The sequence below is a fragment of the Azospirillum sp. TSO35-2 genome (assembly GCF_003116095.1).
Classification (GTDB): Bacteria; Pseudomonadota; Alphaproteobacteria; order Azospirillales; family Azospirillaceae; genus Azospirillum.
Window position 1 is genome coordinate 734,993 of sequence record NZ_LGRA01000018.1, and the last position, 22,687, is coordinate 757,679.

At 71.6% G+C, this 22,687-nt stretch carries 18 protein-coding genes; 6 read left to right on the forward strand and 12 right to left on the reverse strand.

Annotated elements, in window-relative coordinates; translation table 11 throughout:
- Positions 1-54: 54 nt before the first annotated feature.
- From TSO352_RS14275 to TSO352_RS14290, 4 genes are read right to left on the reverse strand one after another with little or no spacing between them, the layout of a single operon-like run.
- Positions 55-1,011 carry a DUF1839 family protein gene (locus TSO352_RS14275; protein WP_247872099.1) on the reverse strand — a complete coding sequence of 319 codons (957 nt, stop codon included), beginning with the start codon at positions 1,009-1,011 and terminating at the stop codon, positions 55-57.
- Positions 1,011-1,937: an amino acid--[acyl-carrier-protein] ligase gene (locus TSO352_RS14280; protein ID WP_199231599.1), complete on the reverse strand. Its 927-nt coding sequence runs from the start codon at positions 1,935-1,937 to the stop codon at positions 1,011-1,013. Before TSO352_RS14280 ends, TSO352_RS14275 begins: the two co-directional genes overlap by 1 nt.
- Positions 1,934-3,103, reverse strand: coding sequence for an acyl-CoA dehydrogenase family protein (locus tag TSO352_RS14285; RefSeq protein ID WP_109107970.1), 1,170 nt, complete (start codon positions 3,101-3,103; stop codon positions 1,934-1,936). Before TSO352_RS14285 ends, TSO352_RS14280 begins: the two co-directional genes overlap by 4 nt.
- A complete protein-coding gene (locus TSO352_RS14290; RefSeq protein ID WP_282183860.1) occupies positions 3,100-3,462 on the reverse strand; it encodes an acyl carrier protein in 363 nt (120 codons plus the stop codon). The genes TSO352_RS14285 and TSO352_RS14290 overlap by 4 nt, the downstream gene beginning before the upstream one ends.
- A gap of 566 nt (positions 3,463-4,028) precedes the next feature.
- Between TSO352_RS14290 and TSO352_RS14295 the strand changes: the two genes are divergently transcribed.
- Positions 4,029-6,689, forward strand: coding sequence for a methyl-accepting chemotaxis protein (locus tag TSO352_RS14295; protein ID WP_109107971.1), 2,661 nt, complete (start codon positions 4,029-4,031; stop codon positions 6,687-6,689).
- 10 nt (positions 6,690-6,699) lie between these two features.
- On the opposite strand, the gene TSO352_RS33970 is transcribed toward TSO352_RS14295, so the two are convergent.
- Genes TSO352_RS33970 through TSO352_RS14315 form a run of 4 tightly spaced genes read right to left on the reverse strand, consistent with a single transcriptional unit; the run spans position 6,700 to position 11,613 of the window.
- Positions 6,700-8,253: a HAMP domain-containing sensor histidine kinase gene (locus tag TSO352_RS33970; RefSeq protein WP_247872100.1), complete on the reverse strand. Its 1,554-nt coding sequence runs from the start codon at positions 8,251-8,253 to the stop codon at positions 6,700-6,702.
- A 59-nt stretch (positions 8,254-8,312) separates the two neighbouring features.
- Positions 8,313-10,073 (reverse strand): oligopeptide/dipeptide ABC transporter ATP-binding protein, encoded by a 1,761-nt coding sequence (locus tag TSO352_RS14305; RefSeq protein ID WP_109107972.1) that lies wholly within the window; start codon positions 10,071-10,073, stop codon positions 8,313-8,315.
- Positions 10,070-10,882 (reverse strand): ABC transporter permease subunit, encoded by an 813-nt coding sequence (locus TSO352_RS14310; RefSeq protein WP_109107973.1) that lies wholly within the window; start codon positions 10,880-10,882, stop codon positions 10,070-10,072. Before TSO352_RS14310 ends, TSO352_RS14305 begins: the two co-directional genes overlap by 4 nt.
- The gene (locus tag TSO352_RS14315) at positions 10,882-11,613 is read right to left on the reverse strand and encodes an ABC transporter permease subunit (RefSeq protein WP_247872101.1); all 732 of its coding nucleotides are present in this window, start codon (positions 11,611-11,613) and stop codon (positions 10,882-10,884) included. Before TSO352_RS14315 ends, TSO352_RS14310 begins: the two co-directional genes overlap by 1 nt.
- Positions 11,614-11,953: 340 nt before the next feature.
- Here TSO352_RS14315 and TSO352_RS14320 point away from each other — a divergent pair, with 340 nt between their 5' ends.
- From TSO352_RS14320 to phaZ, 3 genes are all read left to right on the forward strand, one after another.
- Positions 11,954-14,227, forward strand: a complete 2,274-nt coding sequence (locus tag TSO352_RS14320; protein ID WP_109107975.1) for a VTT domain-containing protein — start codon at positions 11,954-11,956, stop codon at positions 14,225-14,227.
- Positions 14,224-15,036 carry an endonuclease/exonuclease/phosphatase family protein gene (locus tag TSO352_RS14325; RefSeq protein WP_109107976.1) on the forward strand — a complete coding sequence of 271 codons (813 nt, stop codon included), beginning with the start codon at positions 14,224-14,226 and terminating at the stop codon, positions 15,034-15,036. Before TSO352_RS14320 ends, TSO352_RS14325 begins: the two co-directional genes overlap by 4 nt.
- Positions 15,037-15,310: 274 nt before the next feature.
- Positions 15,311-16,537 carry a polyhydroxyalkanoate depolymerase gene (gene phaZ / locus TSO352_RS14330; protein ID WP_109107977.1) on the forward strand — a complete coding sequence of 409 codons (1,227 nt, stop codon included), beginning with the start codon at positions 15,311-15,313 and terminating at the stop codon, positions 16,535-16,537.
- 154 nt (positions 16,538-16,691) lie between these two features.
- On the opposite strand, the gene eat is transcribed toward phaZ, so the two are convergent.
- From eat to TSO352_RS14350, 3 genes are read right to left on the reverse strand one after another with little or no spacing between them, the layout of a single operon-like run.
- Positions 16,692-18,104 (reverse strand): ethanolamine permease, encoded by a 1,413-nt coding sequence (gene eat, locus TSO352_RS14340; RefSeq protein ID WP_109107978.1) that lies wholly within the window; start codon positions 18,102-18,104, stop codon positions 16,692-16,694.
- Between the two features lie 47 nt (positions 18,105-18,151).
- A complete protein-coding gene (gene eutC, locus TSO352_RS14345; protein ID WP_109107979.1) occupies positions 18,152-18,952 on the reverse strand; it encodes an ethanolamine ammonia-lyase subunit EutC in 801 nt (266 codons plus the stop codon).
- Entirely contained in the window at positions 18,952-20,343 is a 1,392-nt protein-coding gene (locus TSO352_RS14350; RefSeq protein ID WP_109107980.1) for an ethanolamine ammonia-lyase subunit EutB, read from the reverse strand. Before TSO352_RS14350 ends, eutC begins: the two co-directional genes overlap by 1 nt.
- A gap of 263 nt (positions 20,344-20,606) precedes the next feature.
- Here TSO352_RS14350 and TSO352_RS14355 point away from each other — a divergent pair, with 263 nt between their 5' ends.
- Together TSO352_RS14355 and TSO352_RS14360 are read left to right on the forward strand one after the other, a co-directional pair.
- Positions 20,607-20,795: a hypothetical protein gene (locus TSO352_RS14355; protein WP_247872102.1), complete on the forward strand. Its 189-nt coding sequence runs from the start codon at positions 20,607-20,609 to the stop codon at positions 20,793-20,795.
- Positions 20,796-20,958: 163 nt separating this feature from the next.
- Positions 20,959-21,627 carry a hypothetical protein gene (locus TSO352_RS14360; RefSeq protein WP_109107982.1) on the forward strand — a complete coding sequence of 223 codons (669 nt, stop codon included), beginning with the start codon at positions 20,959-20,961 and terminating at the stop codon, positions 21,625-21,627.
- 45 nt (positions 21,628-21,672) lie between these two features.
- Here the strand turns inward: TSO352_RS14360 and TSO352_RS14365 are convergent, their stop codons facing one another.
- Positions 21,673-22,440: a DUF1194 domain-containing protein gene (locus TSO352_RS14365; protein WP_109107983.1), complete on the reverse strand. Its 768-nt coding sequence runs from the start codon at positions 22,438-22,440 to the stop codon at positions 21,673-21,675.
- Positions 22,441-22,687: the final 247 nt, after the last annotated feature.

Here is a 22,687-nt window from a genome sequence, read left to right on the forward strand (position 1 = left end):
CGTCAGGGCGGTGACCCGCCGTCCGCCGACCGATCTGATCCGCGCCATCGCCCCTCACCCGTAGTGACGGTTCAAGGCGCCGAGCGCGGTGTCGTGGGCACGTTCCAGCCGGTCGAAGCTGTCGGTCAGGTCGGGGGCCTTGCGCCGCGCCACCGTGCGGGCAAGCTGGAACTGCATCGCCTTGGCGCCCTCGGCGATCGACCGGCAGGCCTCCACCGCCTCGGCCGGGCCGTCGAGCCAGCCGACATGGGCGCCCAGCAGCTCGAAATTGGCGCCGAGCTGGCGCAGCAGGTTGAAGGCGTAGAGGTGGAAATCCTCCATCGGCCGCGCCAGCAGCCGGTCGAGATGCTCCGGGAAGGCGGCGCGGTAGGCGGTCACCGGGTTGCCCGCCGGCCGCCGCGCCAGATGCCGCCGCATCAGGTCGAGCGAGGCGCCGACCAGCGCCCGGCCCTCCAGCGGCGGCCGGCCGGTCTTGACGAACTCGACATAGGGGAACAGCGGCCCTGCGGCGGCAGCGAAGGCGCCGTCATAGTCGGCGCCCTCCAGCCGGTAAAAGCCGGCGTTGTGGAAATAGTCCATCCAGCGCGCCGCCGGATCGATCCGCACGATGCCGACCGTCGTCTTGACGTGGGTGGTGCCGTAGGAGGTGCCGCGGGTGTCGGGCAGGTGGAAGCCGTCGACCTCGACCAGCACCAGACCGCCGTCGGAGGTGCGGCGCAACTGCTCGGCGGCGTGGGCCTCGACGCTGTCGTAGATCGCCAGCTCCTGCACGCGCAGGCCGTACAGCGTCTCCAGATCCTCCAGCGGCACCTTGAAGAAGGTGAACTGGTCGCCCTCGAAGTCCTGGGTCACGGTGAAGCCCAGCATCGCCAGCGGGTCGAGCCCGCGGGCGTGCAGCGCCTCGATCCAGAGGTCGACGTAGCAGTTGGTCTCCGGCCAGATGCGCTCGCCCTGGTGCAGGGGGTGGCGGGCGTAGCCGTCGGGTCGGTGCGGCGTCCACATGATGCCCATCAGCCCCACAGCACCTGACGGACCGCCGCCGGCCAGGATTCCGGGTCGAAGCCGTGGTGGCGGAACAGCGCCAGCGCCACGCGCTCCATCCCGAAGCCGACGCAGGCGGTGTGCGCGACCGCGCCGTCGGCGCCGTGGATGTCCCACAGATGGCCGAAATGGTCCTGGTGGTAGTTGAAGCTGAGGCAGGCGGTCGGCTTCTCCACGCTGGTGATCGGGATCAGCAGCTCGAATTTCAGCTTCTGCTCGCGCTGGCTGCTCGACAGCATGGCGCCGGCCCGGCCGAAGAAGGGGTCGTTGGCGACGTCGACGTCGAGCGGCACCCCCAGCGAGGCCATCATCGCCCGGCCGCGCTCCAGCCACAGCTCGCGGAACGCCACGACCTGGTCGGGCGTGCCGATGCGGATGTACTCGCGCATGCGGAACAGCTGCATGCGGGCGGGGTCGATCGACGGCTCGTGCCGGAAGCAGTAGGAGAAGACGTCGATCAGGTGGCCCTCGTCCGGCAGCGCGCCGCGCCGTGCGATGGTCGGGTAGACCGGGTAGCAGGCCGCCGGGGTCATCACCACGTCGGTCGCCGCCTGGTCCTCGGTCCAGTCCTGGCCCTCCTCCAGCCGGCGCAGCAGGGTGCGGTGCGCCTTCTCGTCGCCGGCGAAGCTGTGGATGGTGCCGGCCAGATGCGGGAAGCTCTTCAGATACTCGCTTTCCTCGAAATACCGGCGGTTGAGGGCGGGCGGAAAGCGCATGACCTCCGCGCCGTCGCCGCCGCCCCAGCGGGTGACCAGGGCGTCGAACCGCTCCACCACGTCCTCGAACACGCCGCTGCGGCCGTACAGGCCATCCACGCCGGTCGGGATCAGAAGGCCCGCGTCGACCAGCTCGTCGCGATAGGCCGCTTGCGCCGCCGCTGCATCCATCATGTTCATTCGAATGGCCCCGATCCGTCCCGTTGAACGAGAAGCTGAGTGGCGATGTGCGACATGATCCGGTCGTTGCCGATCATCAGCGCGGCGGAATGGGCGTCGCGCAGGTGGCGGCCCAGGCTGTAGGGGGTGTCGTTGCGGTAGCCGGCCAGCCCGCAGGTGCGGATCGCCGCCTCCACCACCTCGCGCACCAGCTCCGAGGTGGTGACCTTCAGCGTGCCCATCGCGGTGGCGAAGGACAGGCCGGTCAGCAGCTCCGGCGAGCCGCTGGCCAGCTCGTACTGGCGGATGGCGGTCAGGATGGCGGCCTTCATCGACTGCAGCCTGGCCGTCGCCTCCGCCAGCCGGACGGCCGAGGCCGGGGTGGTGCCCGGCTTGCGCTTGGCCTCCGACCGGACATAGGCGCGGGCGCGGCTGACGGCGTCGGCGGCGATGCCGAGCCAGGTGCTGCTCCACAGGATGTGGGTCACCGGCAGCATGGTCTGGGCCGACAGGTCGGCGTAGGGCAGCGGCAGGATCTGGTCGATGCCGCCCGCCGCCTCCAGCCGGTAGCCGTCGGAGCAGGTGCCGCGCATGCCCATCGCGTCCCACAGCGTCGTCTTCTCCAGCCGGTAGTCCTCCTTGGTCACCACCACCAGCACCTGGTCGGAGGAGGGCGCCTCCGGGTTGCGGCGCGCGGTGACCAGGATCACGTCGGACTGGTCGCCGTAGGAGATGACCGAAGCGTTCTTGGCCAGGGTGAAGCGGTCGCCCTCGGCCCGGACGGCGCAGACGCTGTTGCGGATGTCGCCGCCGGTCTCCGCCTCCGTCGTCGCCGAGCCGAGCAGAAGCTGGTCGGCGGCGATGCGGGTCATCAGGGCGCGGTGCCAGCCGTCGCGGCCGTGGTTGACCAGACAGGCGACCTGGATCTGGTGCATGGCGTAGATCATGCCGGTGGCGGCACAGCCGCGGGCCAGCGCGTGGCAGGCCGACGCCACGTCGAACAGCGAGGCGCCGCTGCCGCCGCAGTCGGCCGGGACCATGACGCCCAGCAGCCCCTGTTCGCGCAGCGCGTCGAACGCCTCGGCGGGGAACCGGCTGTTGCGGTCGACGTCGTCGGCGTGGCGCGCCGCGATCCCGGCCCCGACGGCACGCGCCCGGGCGGCGAGACCTGGGACCGCCGCGTTCACGCGACGTCCCCGTCGAGCAGGCCGCGCACCGCGTCGCGGATGGCCGCCATGCTTTCGAAGGTGCGGCGGTTCAGCAGTTTTTCCGGAAACTCGACGTCGAACTGCTCCTCCAGCCCCAGCATCAGGCCGACGCAGCCGTGCGAGGTGAGGCCGGCGGCGTAGAGGTCGTCGTCGGCGTGCAGCGTGGCGGCGTCGACCGCCAGCCCGCCGCATTCGGCCAGCACGGCGCGGATGTCGGCGATCATCTGTTCATCGGTGCCGCCGATCCCGGCGGCGTGCGGTCCGGCGGAAGGCGATCCAGCGGTCTGCGAGCCATCGTAGGACGAGTTGGCGAAGACGGGGCTGACATCCTGCGGCATTCTCGGAACCTCTTGGAAACGCGATAGTCCCAAGCTAGCCACGCCACCCAGGTGCTTCCAGGCGGCATCGGTATGGCAGTGCCGCTATCCTTGTGATGAGGTTTTCGCCGGATGGGGTAAGCAGACGGATAGCGTCGGCCGATGGTGACGGCCACGGTCCGGACGGCAGGCCGGCCGCCGGGCCGGGGCCATAAACCTTGAGCTGTAGCGCGGAAATAGGCCGTTGGGCGACGGCCCCGCCGGAGCGGCCGAACGGCATGGAGTGCCACGAAGGGGGTAGCCGGGTACGCCGGAAAACCGGATTACCCCATTCGGAAAGACGGCGTGCAGCAAGGCCGGGGGCTTCCGTATGATGGAAGTTCCTGCAGTGTTTTTTCATGATAGTGGAAAACAGATTGACGCGGCATCGCGCAGTGGAAACCATGCCCGGGCCGGTGTGACCGATCGCCGCAGAGCCCATTCAGGGGTTGCGGTTCCGCGCCTGCGATCAACGCGCAGGCGCGGTCGGTAGGGGGCGACCGGCGTCCGGGACTTGCGACCACACCCGCCGGGAGACACCACGCATCATGGCCTCACACATCCTGGACAGCGCCGCATCGGCTGCTGCGCATTCCGGCGACCGTTCGGGTCCCGCCACCGGCCGCCGCCTCGGCGTGCGCGCCAAGCTGCTGCTGGCCTTCGCCGGCATGGCGGCGATGACGGTGGCGGCCAGCGCCGTCGGGCTGGTCTCCTTCGCCGCGGTGGAAACGCCGATGGCGCAGATCGCCGACACCACCCTGCCGGAGATGGAGCTGGCGACCCGGCTGGCCGGCGAAAGCAGCCGCATCGCCACGGCGGCCCCGACCCTGGACGGCGCCGACACCCAGCAGGAACGCGAGCGCATCCAGTCCGAAACCCAGGGCCGCGCCCGGACCTTCCTGGCCCTGGTCGACGATCTGGCCAACCGCCGGCCGCGGGATCCGCTGCTGTCGGAGGTGCGCGACACCGGAAAGGCGCTGATCGGGACGCTCGACACCGAAAACGAGGCGGTGGCCCGCCGCCTGTCGGCGCAGGCCCGCCGCGAGGCCGCCACCGCCCGGCTGACGCAGGTCTATGACGGCTTCCTCAAGACGCTGGGGCCGCTGGTCGACCGCGCCGGCCAAGCCCTGCACGACAAGGGCGAGGCGCTGGACGGCGGGACCGACCGCGACATGCGGAGCCTGTCCGACGCCATCCGCTCGATGATCGCGCTCTATGACCTGCGGGGCAGCATCGCCGGTGCGCTCGACGCCATGAACCGCTCCGGCACCGCGCCCAGCGCGGCGGCCATCGCCCAGCTTCAGCAGGCCTATCTGGAATCCTCGTCCCAGGTGACCGCCACCGTCGGCACGCTGGGCGACCGGCTGCCGCCGGGGACCGCCGGGAAGATCGAGACGCTGTTCCTCTACGGCTACGGCAAGGGCAACGTGTTCGACCTGCGCCGCGCCGCGCTGGACGGCACGGAGAACAGCGACGGCGCCGTCGACCGCAAGCTCGACGACCGGCTGACCGAGGCGCGGGCGCGCGCCGCCGAGCTGCTCGACGCGCTGCAGGCGCCGCTGCGCCGGGTGCAGAGCGAGATCAAGCGCGCCAACTTCGACGTCCGCTCGCAGGTCCAGGACGCCATCCAGGATCTGCTGGGCCGCGGCCTGGACCGTTTCCGCACCCATCTGGAGCTGTCGACCTACGGCACCGCCCTGGCCGGCGTGCTGAACGAGGCGGCGCAGGCGCCCGACGCCGCGCGGCTGGAGGTGCTGGAGGCGCGCTTCGCCGCCACCGCGATGGCGCTCGATGGGCGTGTGTCGAAGCTTGGCGACGAGGGCGAGGGCAAGGGGGAAGACGGCGCCGGCAAGGCCGCCATCGCCGCCGCGATCGACGCGCTGTCGGCTTTCGGCCGCGGCGACGACGGCATCATCGCCCTGCGGCGGGCCGAGCTGGCGGCGGGCGCCGACACCGCGCGGGTGCTGGCGGACAACCGGACGCTGGCCGAACGCTTCGCCACCACCGTCGACCGCCAGATCGCCGCGATGAAGACGGAGGCGGAGACGGCCGTCGCCGGAACCGGCGGGACCATCGCCGCCGGCCGCCGGATGCTGATCCTGTTCGCCATCGGCAGTCTGGTCGGCGCGGTGGCGCTGGCCTGGTTCGTCGTCGGGCGCCACATCGTCGCCCGGCTCAGCCTGTTGTCCGACGCCATGCGGGCGATCGCCGCCGGCGACCTGAACGCCGCGATCCCGGCCGTCGGCGCCGACGAGATCGGCGACATGACCCGCGCGCTGGCCGTCTTCCGCGACACCGCCAACGCCGCCAACGAGGCCAACGCCCGCGCTGAAACCGAACGCCGCCGCGCCGCCGGGGAGCGCCGCCGCGCCATGGTCGAGATGGCGGAAAGCTTCGAAAGCAGCGTGCGCGGCGTCCTCGACCGCGTCGCCCACGTCGCCGGCGACATGCAGGGCATGGCCGAGCGGATGACCCGCAGCGCCGACACCACCGCCGCCGAGGCGACGACGGCCGCCAGCACCTCGCAGCAGGCGGAAGGCAACGTCAAGGCGGTGGCCGCCGCGACGGAGGAGCTGTCGGCCTCGATCCAGGAGATCGGCAGTCAGGTCCACGCCTCAAGCCAGATCGCCCGCAAGGCCGCCGACGAGGCGGAGCGCACCGACCGCACGGTGGAGGGCCTGTCGCAGACCGCCAACAAGATCGGCGAGGTGGTTGGCCTGATCCAGTCGATCGCCGGCCAGACCAACCTGCTGGCGCTGAACGCCACCATCGAGGCGGCGCGCGCCGGCGAGGCCGGCAAGGGCTTCGCGGTCGTCGCCAGCGAGGTCAAGCTGCTCGCCGGCCAGACCGCCAAGGCCACCGGCGAGATCCAGGCGCGCATCGCCGAAATCCAGACCGCGTCGGGCACCGCGGTGGAGACGATCGGCGCCGTCACCCGCACCATCGCCCGCATCAACGAAATCGCCGGCGAGGTTGCCGCCGCGGTCGAACAGCAGACCGCCGCGGTGGGCGAGATCGCCGCCAACATCCACGACGCCGCCGACGGCACCCGCGCCGTGTCCGCCAACATCGGCGCCGTCACCACCGCCGCCGCGTCGGCCGAGCAGGCGTCCGCCGTCATGGTGCGGTCGGTCGACACCGTCACCGGCGACGCCGGCCGGATGCGGCAGGAGGTCGACGGCTTCCTGTCGGCGCTGCGCGCGTCCTGACCGGAGCGCGTCAGACCGGTTCCGCCGCCATCGTCCGTTCCGGCGGGAAGCGCAGGCGCACGCAGGTGCCGCGGCCGGGGGCGCTGTCGATGGCGATGGCGCCGCCGTGCAGCGCCACCAGCGCCGCGGTCAGCGGCAGGCCCAGGCCGGTCCCGTGCTGTGGCACCGTCATGGGGTCGTGCACCTGGGAAAAGGCGGTCAGCGCCTGCGGGATGTGCTCCGGCGCCATGCCGCGGCCGTCGTCGGTCACGGTGACGGTCAGGCCGCCGTCGCCGTCCGGTGCGGCGGTGACGGTGACGCGGCCGCCGGACGGCGTGAATTTCAGGGCGTTGCCGACGAGGTTGGTCAGCATCTGCCGGACCAGCGACGGGTCGCCGCGCAGCACGGGCAGGTCGTCCGGCACCCGCACGGTCAGCGCCACCCCCGCCTGTTCGGCCCGCGCCGCCATCATCGCCGTCGTCGCGTCGGCGATCAGCCCCAGCGGGCACTCATCCTCGTGCAGGTCGAGGCGCCCCGCCTCGATGCGGGCGAGGTCGAGCAGGTTGTTGATCAGCTCCAGCATATAGTCGCCGGCGGTGACGATCTGGGTCGCCGCCTCGCGGTAGCGCGGGTTTCCGGGCGGCCCCATCAACTGGTCGCGCAGGATCTCGGCGAAGCCGATCACCGCGGTCAGCGGCGTGCGCAGCTCGTGGCTCAGATGGTGGACATAGTCGGATTTGCGGCGGTTGGCCGCCTCGGCGCCGTCACGGGCGGCGGCCAGTTCGAGCGCCTGGGTCTTCAGGTCGGTGATGTCGGTGCGCAGGCCCACGGTGCCGCCGTCGCGGGTGCGCCGCTCCTCGATCCGCAGCCAGCGTCCGTCGCGCAACTGCACCTCCATCGGCGGCCCGCCGTTGCGGTGCAGGTCGAGCCGCTGGGCGATCCAGGCGTCGGCCCGCTCCGGAGCCAAGCGGTAGAGGCCGCTGCGCACCCCTTCCCGCAGCACCGTTTCGAACAGGGTCCCCGGTCCGGCCCGGTCCAGGTCGCCGACCATCAGGTCGCGGTAGCGCCGGTTGTACAGCACCAGCCGGTCGTCGGCGTCGTAGAGCACGAAGCCCTCGCCGATGCAGTCGATGGCGTCCAGCAGCAGCCGGTGCGCCGCCGCGTCGGCGATGGCGGCGGCGGTGGCCTCCAGCAGCAGCAGGGGGCCGCCGGGGCGCCGGTCGGTTCCGGGAGCCGGGCCGGCGCGGACCGACAGCTCCGTCGCCGGCTTGCCGCTCTCCCCGTCGCCCGCCCCACCGATGGTGACGCGCAGGTCGGCCGGTCCGGACAGGGCGTGGCGCAGCGACGATTCCGGTCCGAGGCGCGCGTCGTCGGCCACGCCCAACCGGTCGAGCAGGCGGCGGGCGGCGTCGTTCCGCCACACCACCAGACCGTCGGCCCGCGCCAGCCACAGCGGTGTCGCCAGAGCGGCCAGCCACTCGAGCCCGACCTGTTCGGTATCGTCGATGAGATGGGACAGCGTCGGCTCCCGGAAGGCGAACGGCGGCAGGCGAACGGCGGACGCGGCCCAGCCATGCGTCCGCATGCTAGCACCGCCATGCGCCAAGACAAGGGTGCGGACTCAGCCAACCGCCAACCTCGGCGTCAGGCATCGCCGTTGTCGGGCATGTCCCAGTAGTGGCAGGCAACGCGGTGGCCGGGCGCCACCTCCTCCAGCGGCGGCATCGCCTGGGCGCAGAACGGGCGCGCCTTGGGGCAGCGGCGGCGCAGGGGGCAGCCGGCCGGCTGGTTGAGCGCCGACGGGGCGTCGCCCGCCAGATCCGGGCGGTCGCCCCGCGCGGCGGCCAGCATCGCCCGGCTGTAGGGGTGCAGCGGCGCCGTCCGCAGCGTCGCGGCGTCGGCGCTCTCCACCACCCGGCCCATCAGCAGCACCAGGCCGCGGTGGGCGTCGCGCAGCCCCTCCTCCATCCGTTCGGTCGCCAGGATCAGCGACAGGTGGCGGCGGTCGCGCGCCGCCAGCAGGGTGTCGAGGAAACCGGCGCGTTCGTCCGCCGACAGGGTGGCCGCCGGCTCGTCGCCGATCAGCACGCGCGGCTCCGACAGCAGCGCGCGGGCCAGACCGACATGGGCCGCCTCCGCCGCCGTCAGGGCCGTCGGCCAGCGGGCGGCGGTCTCGGCGCGCAGCCCCGCTTCCTCCAGCGCCTCGGCGATGCGGTGGGCGCGGCGGTCCGCGGCGATGTCGGGGCGCAGGCTCTCCAGCACGATGGCGAACTGGGCGCCGACCGTCATCGCCGGGTCGAGCGACGCCGCCGGATCCGGGAACAGCGGCTGCAGGTCGCGGCGGGCGCGGCGCAGGCCGGCGGGGTCGGGATCGTCGCTGCCGGACGTGGTGGTGGCCGCCGCCGTCAGGTCGCGCCCCATCCAGGCGACCAAGCCGGTGGTCGGCGGCGGCAGGCACAGCAGGGCGCGGACCAGCGTCGCCTTGGCGCTGCCGGTCTCACCCAGCAGGGCCAGCGTCTCCCCATTCCGCAGGTCGAGGTCGACGGCGTGCAGGACGGTCAACTGCCGCCGCTCGCCATTGGGGGCGGGGGCGAGGGGGTAGGACACGCCGACCCCGTGGGCGCGCAGCCGCACCGTGCCGGGCACCTCCAGCGGGTGGCCCGGGGGAGCCGGCTCCGCGTCGCGTTGCGGCTCACCGTCGGGACCGGAGGGGACGAGGCGGCCGCGGCGCAGCGACAGCGCGCGGTCGGCCGGGCCGGCCAGCCCGTCCTCCGGCCGGCCGGCAAGGATCAGGGCGGTCCCCTCGGCGCGCGCCCAGTCGGCCAGCCGATGGAGCAGCCGCAGCCGCACCGTCGGGTCCAGCCCGGCGCAGGGCGCGTCGGCCAGCAGCAGGGCCGGCCCAATCGCGATCGCCATGGCGAACAGGCAGGCCCAGCGCAGCGAGTCGGGCAGTTGCTCCGGCGGCAGGTCGAAGCGCCGGGCGGCCGGCGGCACGCCCATGCGGTCCAGCCCGTCGGCCACCCGGCGCAGCGCGGCGCGCAGGTCGACGCCCAGATGGTGGCCGACCACCTCCGCCACCTGCAAGGCCAGCGGCCGGCGCGGCGCCAGCCGGCCGCCCTGCGCGATCAGCAGGCGCCGCCCGTCGACGCCGGCGGTTCCGGCAACGTCGACCCCCGGCACCGGCTGCCCGGCGAGCGCGCCCAGCAGGGCGGTCTTGCCCGACCCGGCGCCGCCGGTGATCGCCAGCACCTCCCCGCGCTCCAGCCGCAGCGTCGCGCGATCGAGCAGGACGTGGTCACCCAGCATCAGGGTCAGCGCGTCGACGTCCACCGGCGCGGCGGCCAGTCCGGGATGCCCCAGGGTGTGGTGGCCCGGGGTGTGGTGGCTGAGGCCGGGATCGCTCATGGCTTGCCGATCCGGCTGGCGGGACCGGCCACCCCGGCGTCGGCGATGGCGCAGGCCGCCCACAGCGCGAGCGCCAGCAGCAGCGCCGGCGGCGCCAGGGCCAGCGGGTCGCCCAGCCGCGCCGCCAGCCCGACGGAAGCCCCCCAACTGCCGAGCGCCGGCGGCAGGCCGAGGCCGAGCAGGCTGGCGAAGCTCTCCGCCGCGAGCGCGCGCGGCAGCGCCAGCATGCCGGCCGCCAGCAGCGGCCTCAGCGCGTTGGGGATCAGGTGACGGCGCAGGACCTCATGCTCCGGCAGGCCGGCGGCGCGGGCGGCGGTCAGGAACTCGGCCCGCATCAGGGCGTCCAGCTCGGCGTGGGCCAGGGTGGCGACGGCCGGCGCCGCGGCGAACGCCGTCGCCAGGGCGAGCAGACCGACGCTGCCGGACAGGCCGCCGGCCAGCGGCACCAGCAGGGCGAGCGGCAGCCCGGCCAGCCGGGTCGCGCCCCGCATCATCCGCCGCTCCACCCGGTCGCCCACCAGCCCGGCCAGCAGGTTGGCCGCCACCGCCCAGCCGACGCCGATCACGCCGCCCAGCACGCCGGCCAGCAGCGCGAAGGACAGGCTGCCGCGGCCGTCGAGCAGGGCGGCGACCACCGGGTCGGCGTCGATGCGGCGGATGGTGGCGCCGTCGGCCATCAGCGGCGCGGCGGCGCTGGCGAGCGCCAGGGCGGCCAGCACCGCGGCGCCCGACAGCCCGCGGGCGAAACCGGGGCGCGGCGTCGGCGGCAGTGCCTGGTGGGAGAGCGGTTGCGGGTCGATGCCGGCCATCACGCCCCCTCGTACGGGGTGGAGCTGCGGTTCGCCGGGTCGATCCAGTCGCGCACCGCCAGCCCAAGCGCGGCGAGCAGCGCGGTCAGCCCGCCAAGGGCGATCAGCGCCGGCACCGCGCCCGCCGCCGATCCGGCGCGGGCGGCGTCGATCATCAGCGCCCCGGCCCCCGGCAGGTCGAGCAGGCTTTCCAGCGCCACCGCCCCGGTCATCGCCGCCAACACGGCGACGCGCAGCCCGCCCATCACCGGGGCGACCGCCTGCGGCAGCGCGTGGTGGCGCAGCACCGCGCGCTCGTCCAGCCCCAGGCCGCGCGCCATGCGGACGGCCCCGCCCTCCGGCCCCGGACCCAGGGCGCGGCCCATCGCCGGCCGGGACAGCCGGGCGGCCTGGCAGGCGGCGGGAATGGCGAGCACGGTCCAGCCCAGCGGCGCCGGCGACGCCCCGGCCCGGACCGCCAGGGCGGCGACGGCGGCCAGCAGGAACCCCGGAAGCAGCGGCCCGGCGCCGGCGAGCAGCCGGCCGAACAGCCCGCCGGCGGAGCGCGGCGCCAGGGCGGCCCAGGCTCCGGCGAGCGCGCCGAGCGCGGTGCCGATGGCGAGCGCCGGCAGGATCAGCAGCAGCGTCACCACCAGCCCGCGCGCCAGCCCAAGCGCGGCGTCCGCCGCGTCGGGGCCAAGCGCCGCGGCCAGCCCGACCCCGGCCGCCATCGGCAGAAAGGCGGTGGGCACGGCATCGATCAGGCGGCGAAGGACGGAACGCGGCATAAGGCGGTGCGGCCGGGCTGACGGGATTGCGGGGATGGAGCGGGGGCCCCGCCTGGACGGACGCCCTGCGGACGCAAGACCATCGGACAGGCACCCGCTTCACGCGACCGTAAGCGTCCATGCCCCCGTCGGGCAATAAAATACGACCCCACGGCGCGGCGGAATGGGGTCTGCCCCGATTTCCGGCAGGACGAGTCCGGATAGGTCGCTGCAATTCCCATGCGGTCTCCCCAAATGGCGGAGGGCGGGGAAGGAAAGCACTTCCCAGATGTTATGTCCCAGGACACACTCCCGATCGGCCACCATGTACGCCCATTCGCCGCCCCCTCCGCTCCGCCCCGACAGCCTGCTCCCCGATCCCGCCGGGGCGGCGGCGCTGCGGCCGATCCTGGAGCCGGGGCGCACCTGCTGGCGGGTGGAGGACACCGCCCGGCTGGGCGTCGTCATCGACGCCGAGGATTACTTCGCGCTGGCCAAGGCGGCGATGCGGCGGGCCCGGCGCAGCATCTACATGACCGCCTGGGACTTCGACGCCCGCATCCGGCTGATGCCGCAGACCCGGCGCCCGCGCCGGCCGGACCGGCTGGGCCATCTGCTGAACTGGCTGGCGACGACCCGGCCGGACCTGCACATCCATGTGCTGAAGTGGGACTATGCCGAGCTGTTCGACATCGCCCGCTGGTCGCACCCCTTCATGCTGCGCAACTGGCTGACCCACCGGCGGCTGCAGTACCGGCTGGACGGCGACCACCCGACCGGCGCCTGCCATCACCAGAAGCTGCTGGTGATCGACGACCGGCTGGCCTTCTGCGGCGGGCTGGACGTCACCGCCAACCGCTGGGACACCCGTGCCCACCACGCGCACGACCCGCGGCGGCGGCAACCCGACGGCAAGCCCTACGAGCCGTTCCACGACATCATGATGGCGGTCGACGGCGACGCCGCCCGCGCGCTGGGCGATATGTTCCGCGACCGCTGGGCGCGGGCGACCGGCGAGACGCTGGCGCCACCCGCCGAGCATCCACCCGAACGGCACCTCCATGCGCCGCATTGGCCGGCGCGGCGGCGTTCGGTTCCCGCCGACCCCTGGCCGCCGGGGTTCGAGCCGATGCTGCGTGATGTCCGCGTCGGCATCGCCCGCACCGATCCGGCCTGCAACGGCCGCCCGGCGGTGCGCGAGATCGAGGCGCTGTATCTGGAGGCGATCGCCGCCGCCCGCGAGGTCATCTATTTCGAGAGCCAGTATTTCGCCTCCACCGCCGTCGCCGACGCGCTGAAGGCGCGGCTGGCGGAGGAGGACGGGCCGGAGGTGGTGGTGGTCAACCCGGTGCGCGCCACCAGCTGGCTGGAGAACACGGTGATGCTGGGCGCCCGCGCCCGGCTGACCGCCGAGCTGCGGGCGGCCGACCGCCACGGGCGTTTCCGCCTCTACGCCGCGACGACCGACGGCGGCGCCTGCATCACCGTCCACGCCAAGGTGATGGTGGTCGACGACCGCATGCTGCGCATCGGCTCCGCCAACCTGAACAACCGCTCCATGGGGCTCGACACCGAGTGCGACCTGGCGCTGGAGGCCGGCTCCGGCCCGGAGGACGCCGCCACCCGGCGGGCGATCCGGCGCACCCGCGACGACCTGATCGCCGAGCATCTGGGCAGCACGCCCGAGCGGGTGGCGGCGGAGGTCGGCCGGCGCGGCTCGCTGGTCGCGGCGATCGAGGCGCTGCGCCGGCCCGACGGCGAGATGGCGCTGGGCCGGACGCTGGAGCCGCTGCACGACCCGGTGCCCGATGGGCTGGCCGCCGCGGTGGCCGAGGCCCGCGTCTTCGACCCCGAACACCCGGTCGACGCGGTCGAGATCATGCGGCGGGTGCTGCCGTCCCGCATCCCGCGCACCCGCCTCTGGGTGACGCTGCTGGGCATCCTGGCGGTGGCCGGGCTGTGGGGCATGTGGCGCTACACCGCGCTGAAGGAATGGGCGACGCTGGACGCGGTGCTGGCCGCCTTCCACAGCCTGGGCGACAGCCCGTTCGCCCCCTTGTGGGTGATGCTGGCCTACATCGTCGGCGGCTACGTCATGTTCCCGCTGACCCTGCTGATCGCGGCGACCGCCATCGTCATGGGGCCCTGGTGGGGCTTCCCCACCGCGATGGGCGGCGCCGTCGCCTCGGCGGCGGCGCTGTTCTGGACCGGGCGGTTTGCCGGGCGCGACCTGCTGGAACGGCATGGCGGTCCGCTGATCGCCCGCATCAACGACCGGTTGTCCGACAGCGGCATCGCCGCCGTCGCCGGGGTGCGCGCCGTGCCGGTGGCGCCCTACACCGTCGTCAATCTGGCGGCGGGTGCGTCGAAACTGCGCTTCGCCGATTACGTGATCGGCACCATGATCGGGTTGGCGCCGGGCATCCTTGCCTTCAACCTGCTGGGCCACCAGCTTGAGCGCACCATCAGCAATCCCGATGCGGGCGACATCGCCCTGCTGACCGGGATGGCGGTCGTGGCGATCGGGCTCGGCGGGCTGACCAGCCGCCTGCTCGGCCGCAGGAATGGCCGGCAAGACGAAAGGAAACGAGGACCGTGATCCGATTCAGCCGTGACCGGGTGCAGCGCATCGCCGCCGCGCTGCGCGCCGCCCGCGCCCGTCGTCCCCGCCGCCGTGTCGACCGCCGCAGTTCCCCCGTCCCCGACGGCATGGCCCCGCTGGCCGTCGCCACCTGGAACATCCACAGCTGCGTCGGGCTCGACGCCCGATTCGCCCCCGACCGGGTGGCCCAGGTGATCCGCGACCTCGACGTCGACCTGATCGGTCTGCAGGAGGTCGGCTGGCACCACCGGGGCGAGGCGGGCATGGACCAGTTCGCCTTCCTGGAGCGCCACACCGGCCTGAAGGCCTACGCCGGCCCGACCAAGCACACCGAGCGCGCCCATTATGGCAACGCCCTGCTGACCCGCCTGCCGGTCCGCAGCATCGAGACCCTCGACCTGTCGGTCGGCAAGCGCGAGCCGCGCGGCGCCATCGACGCCGTGCTGGAGGTGCAGGGCCGCGCGGTGCGGGTCATCGTCGCCCATCTCGGGCTCGACCCCTGGGAGCGGGCCAAGCAGGTCGGCGACATAGTGTCGCGGGTGGTCGAGCGGCCGGACCTGCCGACCCTGTTCATGGGCGACTTGAACGAATGGACGCCCAGTTCCCCCCGGTTGCGCCGGCTGGCCGAATCCTTCGCCGACGTAGCCAACCCGCGCAGCTTCCACGCCCGGATGCCCACCCTGCGGCTGGACCGCATCTATGTGACGGGAGGCCTGCAGATCCCGACGTTCGAGGTGATCCGCAGCGTTTTGACCCGCCGCGCCTCCGACCATCTGCCGGTGCGCGCCGTGCTGGCCGTGCCCTGACGGCGTGGGTGGTTCCCTAAAGGTCAGAGCCTTTCCCGGAACGGCCAGGGCGGTCGCGGCGACCCCGCCCAAGGTCATAGGGGGATGGTTGCGATTGATAATTTTTTGTGCAGCGCAATGTTCTTTCAACAACAGAGCTTTGCATTTGCGAAGAGGCTCTTGACCTATACGCGATCCTCGACGAAAGATATGGTTGGTAATACGATCAATCTGCCGATCGAAGACTCGAAACCACCCTGGTCGACCGGGGGTCGCCGCGACGTGAGGATGTGACTTGCTGTATCACCTGTACGACATGCAACACGCTGCGATGCGGCCGATGCGCTTCTGGGCCGAAGCCGCCCAGCACACCTTCCAGAATCCGCTGATGCCGTTGTCCTACACCAAGCTGGGCCGGGCGGTCGCCGCCGGGGCCGAACTGGTGGAGCGGACGACCCGCCGTTTCGGCAAGCCGGCCTTCGGCCTGGACGAGACGGTGGTCGACGGACAGACGGTGCCGGTCACCGAGCGCTTCGTCTGGCAGTCGCCCTTCTGCAAGCTGCTGAACTTCGCCAAGCCGGAGGGCACGCCCCGCCAGCCCAAGGTCCTGCTGGTCGCCCCGATGTCGGGCCACCACGCGACGCTGCTGCGCGGCACGGTGGAGGCGCTGATCAAGGACCACGACGTCTTCGTCAGCGACTGGATCGACGCGCGGCTGGTGCCGATGTCGGCCGGCCGCTTCGACCTGGACGACTACATCGACACGGTGGCGGAGATGATCCGCTTCCTGGGGCCGAACACCCACGTGATCGCGGTGTGCCAGCCGGCGGTGCCGGTGATGGCGGCGGTGTCGCTGATGGCCGCGGCGGACGAGCCGGTGCAGGCGCGGACCATGACCCTGATGGGCGGCCCGATCGACCCGATGGCCAACCCGACGGTGCCGGTCAAGCTGGCGATGGAACGCCCGCTGAAGTGGTTCGAGCGCAGCGTCATCACCACGGTGCCGGTCTATTACCCGGGCGCCTTCCGCCGGGTCTATCCCGGCTTCATCCAGCTGTCGGGCTTCATGTCGATGAACCTCGACCGCCACATCAACGAGCATGTCGGCCTGTTCCGCCACCTCGTCCGTGGTGACGGCGACTCGGCCGAGCAGCACCGCCGCTTCTACGACGAGTACCTGTCGGTGATGGATCTGTCGGCGGAATTCTACCTGCAGACCATCGAGACGGTGTTCCAGAAGCACGCCCTGCCCGAAGGCACCATGGTGTCGCGCGGCCGCAAGGTGGAGCCGGCGGCGGTCCGCAAGACCGCGGTGATGACGGTGGAAGGCGAGCTGGACGACATCTCGGCCCCCGGCCAGACCATCGCCGCCCACCGCCTGTGCTCGTCCCTGCCGGACGAGATGCGCAAGACGCATTTCCAGAAGGGCGTCGGCCATTACGGCATTTTCAACGGCCGCCGCTGGCGCGAAAGCATCCTGCCGGAGATCCGCAGCTTCATCCAAAGCCACGACGGGGTGTGAGGAACTGCTCCGCCCGGAGTTAGACCCCCTCCTATCCTCCCCCGCTGGGCGGGGGAGGGACTGCCGCTTCTCTCCAGCCTAAGCACCATTCCCCTCCCCCGCCCAGCGGGGGAGGGTTAGGGTGGGGGTCTAACGTCTCCACCCCATCGATCCTTCAGTCCACCATCGACCGCGCTTCGGTGAAGGCGTCCATATGCCCCAGTCCACCGGTCGCGCCGGCCTTCACCCGCATGCCGGCGGTGGCGAGGTGGAACAGGTAGCCCAGCGCGAACAGCGCGACGAACAGCCCGAACACCAGCGCGTTGTAGTAGACCATGGTCAGCAGCGCCAACACCGCCAGACCCAGCGAGATCGCCGGGAAGACCGGGTAGAAGGGCGCGCGGTACGGGCGCTCCAGCGCCGGTTCCTTGGTGCGCAGGCGGAACAGCGCCGCCATGCTCATGATGTACATGACGATGGCGCCGAACACCGACATGGTGACGATGTTGGCGGTCAGCGGCTGGCCGGCGATCTGGATCAGCTCGTCGGAGTAGATGGCGGCGATGCCGATCACGCCGCCGGCCAGGATGGCCCAATGCGGGGTCTTGCGGGTCGGGTGCAGGCGGGCCAGCACCGGCGGCAGGAAGCCGGCGCGCGACAGCGCGAAGATCTGGCGTGAATAGCCCATGATGATGCCGTGGAACGACGCGATCAGGCCGAACAGGCCGATCCACACCAGCATGTGCAGCCAGCCGCTCGATTCACCGACCACCGCCTTCATCGCCTGCGGCAGCGGGTCGTTGATGTTGGACAGCGCGTTCCAGTCACCGACGCCACCGGCGAAGATCATCGTGCCGAAGGCCAGCACCACCAGCGTCAGGATGCCGCCGATGTAGGCGCGCGGCACGGTGCGCTTCGGGTCCTTGGTCTCTTCCGCCGCCATCGCGGCGCCCTCGATCGCCAGGAAGAACCAGATGGCGAAGGGGATCGCGGCGAAGATGCCGCCGAAGGCGTCCATCGAGAAGCTGTTCGACCCCGACCAGCCGTTGGCGGTGAAGTGGCTCCACGAGAAGCCGGGGTAGACGACGCCCATGAACACCACCAGCTCGACGATCGCCAGGATGGTGACGAACAGCTCGAAGGTGGCGGCGATCGACACGCCGGCGATGTTCAGCCCCATGAACAGGATGTAGGCGCCGACCGCGGCGGTCTTCGGGTCGAGGCCAGGGAACTGCACGTTCAGATAGGCGCCGATGGCGAGCGCGATGGCCGGCGGCGCGAACACGAACTCGATCAGCGTGGCGAAGCCGGCGACGAAGCCGCCGGTCGGCCCGAAGGCGCGGTAGCTGTAGGCGAAGGGCCCGCCGGCGTGCGGGATGGCGGTCGTCAGCTCGGTGAAGCTGAAGATGAAGGTGGTGTACATCGCCGCGATCAGGATCGTGGTGACCAGGAAGCCCAGCGTCCCCGCCGCCGCCCAGCCGTAGCTCCAGCCGAAATACTCGCCGGAGATCACCAGCCCGACGGCGATCCCCCACAGATGGAGCCCGCTCAGGCTCTTGCTCAATTCAGGTTTCGTGTTCCCAGACATGAAGTTGCCTCCTGCCCCTGTTCAAGGCGTTGGTGTCGTTGCAGCACTCACTGGTCGTGCCCGATCCGGCCGTTGTTTTGGTTGTTGTTCTGGTTGTCCGGACCGTTCAGGGACGGGGCGTCCTCTTTCAGGGCGACCCCCGTCAGCTTCCGCCGTGCCGCCTCGGTGGCGAGCCAGCACAGCTTGTCGGCGGCCGTCGCGATGGACAGTCCGTCGGCGTGGATGTTGGAAATGCAGTTGCGTTCGGAATCGGCGCGGCCCGGTTTCGGGTCCCAGGTCAGGTAGGCGCCCAGCGATTCCGCCGCCGACAGGCCGGGCCGCTCGCCGACCAGCAGGACCACCAGCCGGGCGCCCAGTGCCGCCGCGACCTCGTCGCCCAGCGCCACCCGCGCCTGCTCCGCCAGCACCACCGGGCCGATGCGCAGGTGACCCAGCCGGGCGACGCAGGCGTGGACCAGCGGGGCGGCGTTGACCTGCACCGCGGCGGCCGACAGCCCGTCGGCGACGACGAACAGGATGTCCCACTCGCCGGCCGGCAGTCGGGCCGCGTTGTCCGCCGCCAGCTTGCGGCCCAGATCCGGGCGGCGCAGGTAGGTCGGGCGGTCGGGCGCGGCGCTGTGGACGCGGATCGTCTCCAGCGGCGCCAGATCCGCCGCCAACCGGTCGATATCGACGGCGCTGTGCACGGCGTCGCGGGCGCGGGCGTGGGCGAGCTGGAATTCCAGCAGCGCCTTGGTCGGCAGGGCGTCGCCGCTGCGGCCCAGCGCGATGCGGGCCCGGGTGGCGCTGCGGAAACGCGCCCAGGGATCCTTGAGGTTGTCCTTGGGATTGTCTTTGCTGCCGGGCATCAGGCCGCACTCCCCAGCAGGGCGGAGACGACGAGGCTCCGGTCGGGCCAGGGCGGCAGGCGGCGCTGCTCGTCGAGCCAGCCGGCCTTGTCCAGCCACGCCTCGAACTCCGGCGCCGGCGGGCGCTTCAGCAGGTGCCGCAGACCGAGCACGTCGTGGTAGGACAGGCTCTGGTAGTTCAGCATGACGTCGTCGGCGCCGGGCACCGCGATCAGGAAATTGACGCCGGCGGTCGCCAGCATCGTCATCAGGACGTCCATGTCGTCCTGGTCGGCCTCGGCGTGGTTGGTGTAGCAGACGTCGCAGCCCATCGGCACGCCGAGCAGCTTGGCGCACATATGGTCCTCCAGCCCGGCCCGGGTGATCTGCTTGGCGTCGAACAGGTATTCCGGCCCGATGAAGCCGACCACCGTGTTGACCAGCAGCGGGTCGAAGGCGCGGGCGACGGCGTAGGCGCGGGTTTCCACCGTCTGCTGGTCGACACCGAAATGGGCGTCGGCCGACAGGGCGGAGCCCTGCCCCGTCTCGAAATACATGACGTTGTCGCCGATGGTGCCGCGCTTCAGCGCCCGGGCCGCCTCCTGCGCCTCGGCGAGCAGCGACAGGGTGACGCCGAAGCCGCGGTTGGCCTTCTCGGTGCCGGCGATCGACTGGAAGACGAGGTCGACCGGCGCGCCGCGCTCGATCGCCTGGATGGTCGTGGTGACGTGGGCCAGCACGCAGGACTGCACCGGGATGTCGAAGCGGGTGCGCACCGCGTCCAGCATCTCCAAGAGCGCGATGCAGGCCGGGACGTTGTCGGTCGCCGGGTTGATGCCGATCACCGCGTCGCCGATGCCGTAGAGCAGCCCGTCCAGCGTCGAGGCGGCGATGCCGGTCGGGTCGTCGGTCGGGTGGTTGGGCTGCAGCCGGCTCGACAGCCGGCCGGGCAGCCCGACCGTGGTGCGGAAGCGGGTGACGACCGAGCATTTGGCGGCGACGCAGACCAGATCGTGGTTGCGCATCAGCTTGGACACCGCCGCCACCATCTCCGGCGTCAGGCCGGGGGCGAGCGCCGCCAGCGTCGCGGTGTCGGCCTCATAGGACAGCAGCCAGTCGCGGAACTGGCCGACCGTCATGTGGGCGACCGGGCGGAAGGCCGCGGCGTCGTGGCTATCGATGATGAGGCGCGTCACCTCGTCGGTTTCGTAGGCGACCAGCGCCTCGTTCAGGAAGGACTTCAGCGGCAGGTCGGCCAGCACCATGCGCGCCGCCACCCGCCGCTCGTCGCTGTCGGCGGCGATGCCCGCCAGCTCGTCCCCCGACCGGCGCGGCGAGGCGCAGGCCATCACCGCCTTCAGGTCGTCGAAGCGGTGGCGTTGCCGCCCAAGATCGCAGTGGTAGTTCGCCATCGCCGGCCTCCCGCCCGTCTCACTCCGGCGCGAAGAGTGGCATGGGGCGATGGCCGGACAGTTGACCGCAGAACACAAAATGCGCCGCCGCCCACCCTTTCCCGGCGGTCATAGCCATTTTGGCGCCGCTCGTGCCCGGGCGGAGCGTGAGCGGCGCAATCGGCTAGTCCGGCGAAACCGGAACCGTGGCCGCAGCGTTGCCTTCCGCAGTGCAGCGCGCCGTCCCCGCGACGGGGTGCCGGATGATCAAAAGGGAGTTCTCCATGCTGACGCTGTTGCGCACCGCCGTCCTGATCCTGCCGCTGGTCGCGGTCGCCGCCTGCCACCGGGACGGCCCGGCCGAGCGCGCCGGGAAGTCGATCGACAACGCCGGCCAGAGCGTCAAGGACGCCATCGACCCGCCCGGCCCGGCGGAAAAGGCCGGCCGCGCCATCGACCGGACGGTGAACTGACCACCCGGTGAACGGACCGGATCGGCGGGCGCCGCCCGCCCGCCGGCCATCACCCGAGGGGACTCGACTTCCGCTGGTTGTTTGGGCACAGTCACATTGGTTGCAGGCTCTAGTAAAACCGTCCGTGTGGCTGTGACAGGCATGTAACGAGGGGGAGAGTCCCATGTCGCTCAACGGGAATGAGTATTTCACTTACTTCTTCGATGGGAATACAAGCGGGTGCCATAGAGAGGCGGAACAGGTCAAATCCATCACCAAGGGGAAGGTTACATACCATATACATCTCTCCGGGCAGTATGATGATGGAACGACGACAAGGCACAACTCGTTTGCGAAAAAGCACCTGATCACGTTCAAGGGCGGGAAGGGCCATGCCCAAGGTGGCCGGTCGGCCGATCCCGACCACAAGGCCGAGGGGATTCTGGCCCACCGCTTCAACAAGAAGACGGTCACCGCCTACAATCAGGCGCGGGATGCCAAGTTCAACAACCTCAGTGCCGACGGTCAGGGGAAATACGCCAAGGCTGCCCTGGGCGGCGCCGTGACGAAGCGGAACACCGTGGTCATCTGCGACTATCTCGATCCCGCCGAATTGTGGGATGCTTTCGCACGCGGCCTTCACGCCAAAGCGCCCTGGCGGGCAGGCGACAGGAAAACCATCCTCGTCGACTTCAACCTGCGGAAAACCTCGAAGGATTACTGCATCCTCAGCCGGGACGCCGCCGGGCTGGTGACGCAGGAGGGCACCGCGATGCATGTCCTGGCCCATTGCACCGAAATCTCCGGCAAGAACCTGACCTGCCACATCGTGCATTTCGAAGGCGTGGAATAGCCGCGCCCGACGCCCGGCCCCTCCCCGGTCCCACCGGCCCCCGGTTCAGCGGGCGGCGTAATCCTGCGCCGCGCCGCCGGTGGGCTCGCGCCCCGACACCTCCAGCAGCAGCTTGTTGAGGATCGCGTCGGCGAACGCCTCGAAATCGCGGGCCGGCACCAGGAAGGCGCCGGGGCCGCCGATGACGTGGTCGCGGTAATAGCCCTCCAGGTCGTTCGGCGCCGCCCCGCCCCACGGGTTGGGGCGGTCGTTGAGGATCGGCAGGCCGTTGATGGTGATGCCGCGGCCGACCGCGGCGTCGCGCGCCAGTTCCACCGGACGGCCACGGTTGTTCTCGCCGTCGCCCGAGATGTCGATCACCCGTCGCGTTCCCTCGAAGCCGTTGGCGTCGAACATCGGCACGACTCGGTCGATGACGCCGCTGATCGAGGTCCATTGTTCGGTGATCATCGGCGCCTCGGCCACCGCGGCGGCGAAGCGTTCAATGCTGGCGGGGTCGCTCAGCTCGGTCCAGTCGACGACGACGTGCTGGTACTCCTCGCCCGCCCATTCGATGTAGGTGGCGGCGATGCGGCCGAAGGGGCCGCCATGGATGGCGTCCTGCACCTTGGTGTTCATCAGCGCCTGGACATAGCCGTTGCGCTGGAGCTTCGCCTCGTCCGGGTCGACGCTGCCGGAGACGTCGATCGCCAGGACCAGTTCCAGGTCGACCGGAGTCTGGGCGGCGGCCGGTGCGGCCGTCCAGAAGGCCGGTAACGCGATGACGATCAGGAAGCCGATCACCCGACGGGACAACAGGCGGTGTGCACGCATCCGCAACCCTCCTTCTCGTCATCGTGGCCCTTTCGCCACCCCGGCCGACGGAAGGACTGAGGATTGGTGCGCCACCGTCCGCTGTCCATGGCTTGGGGAGGTATTCCGGCGGTTGCGCCCGGCCAAGGCGGAGTACCCCGCGGCCGCCGCCATTCGGCCGAAGCCGGCCGAAACCGGGGCGGGTGGGGCCGGCGAGGGTGACAAAGCGGGGCTTTGCAGCGTAGGATACGCCCTAAGAGGTAAGCCG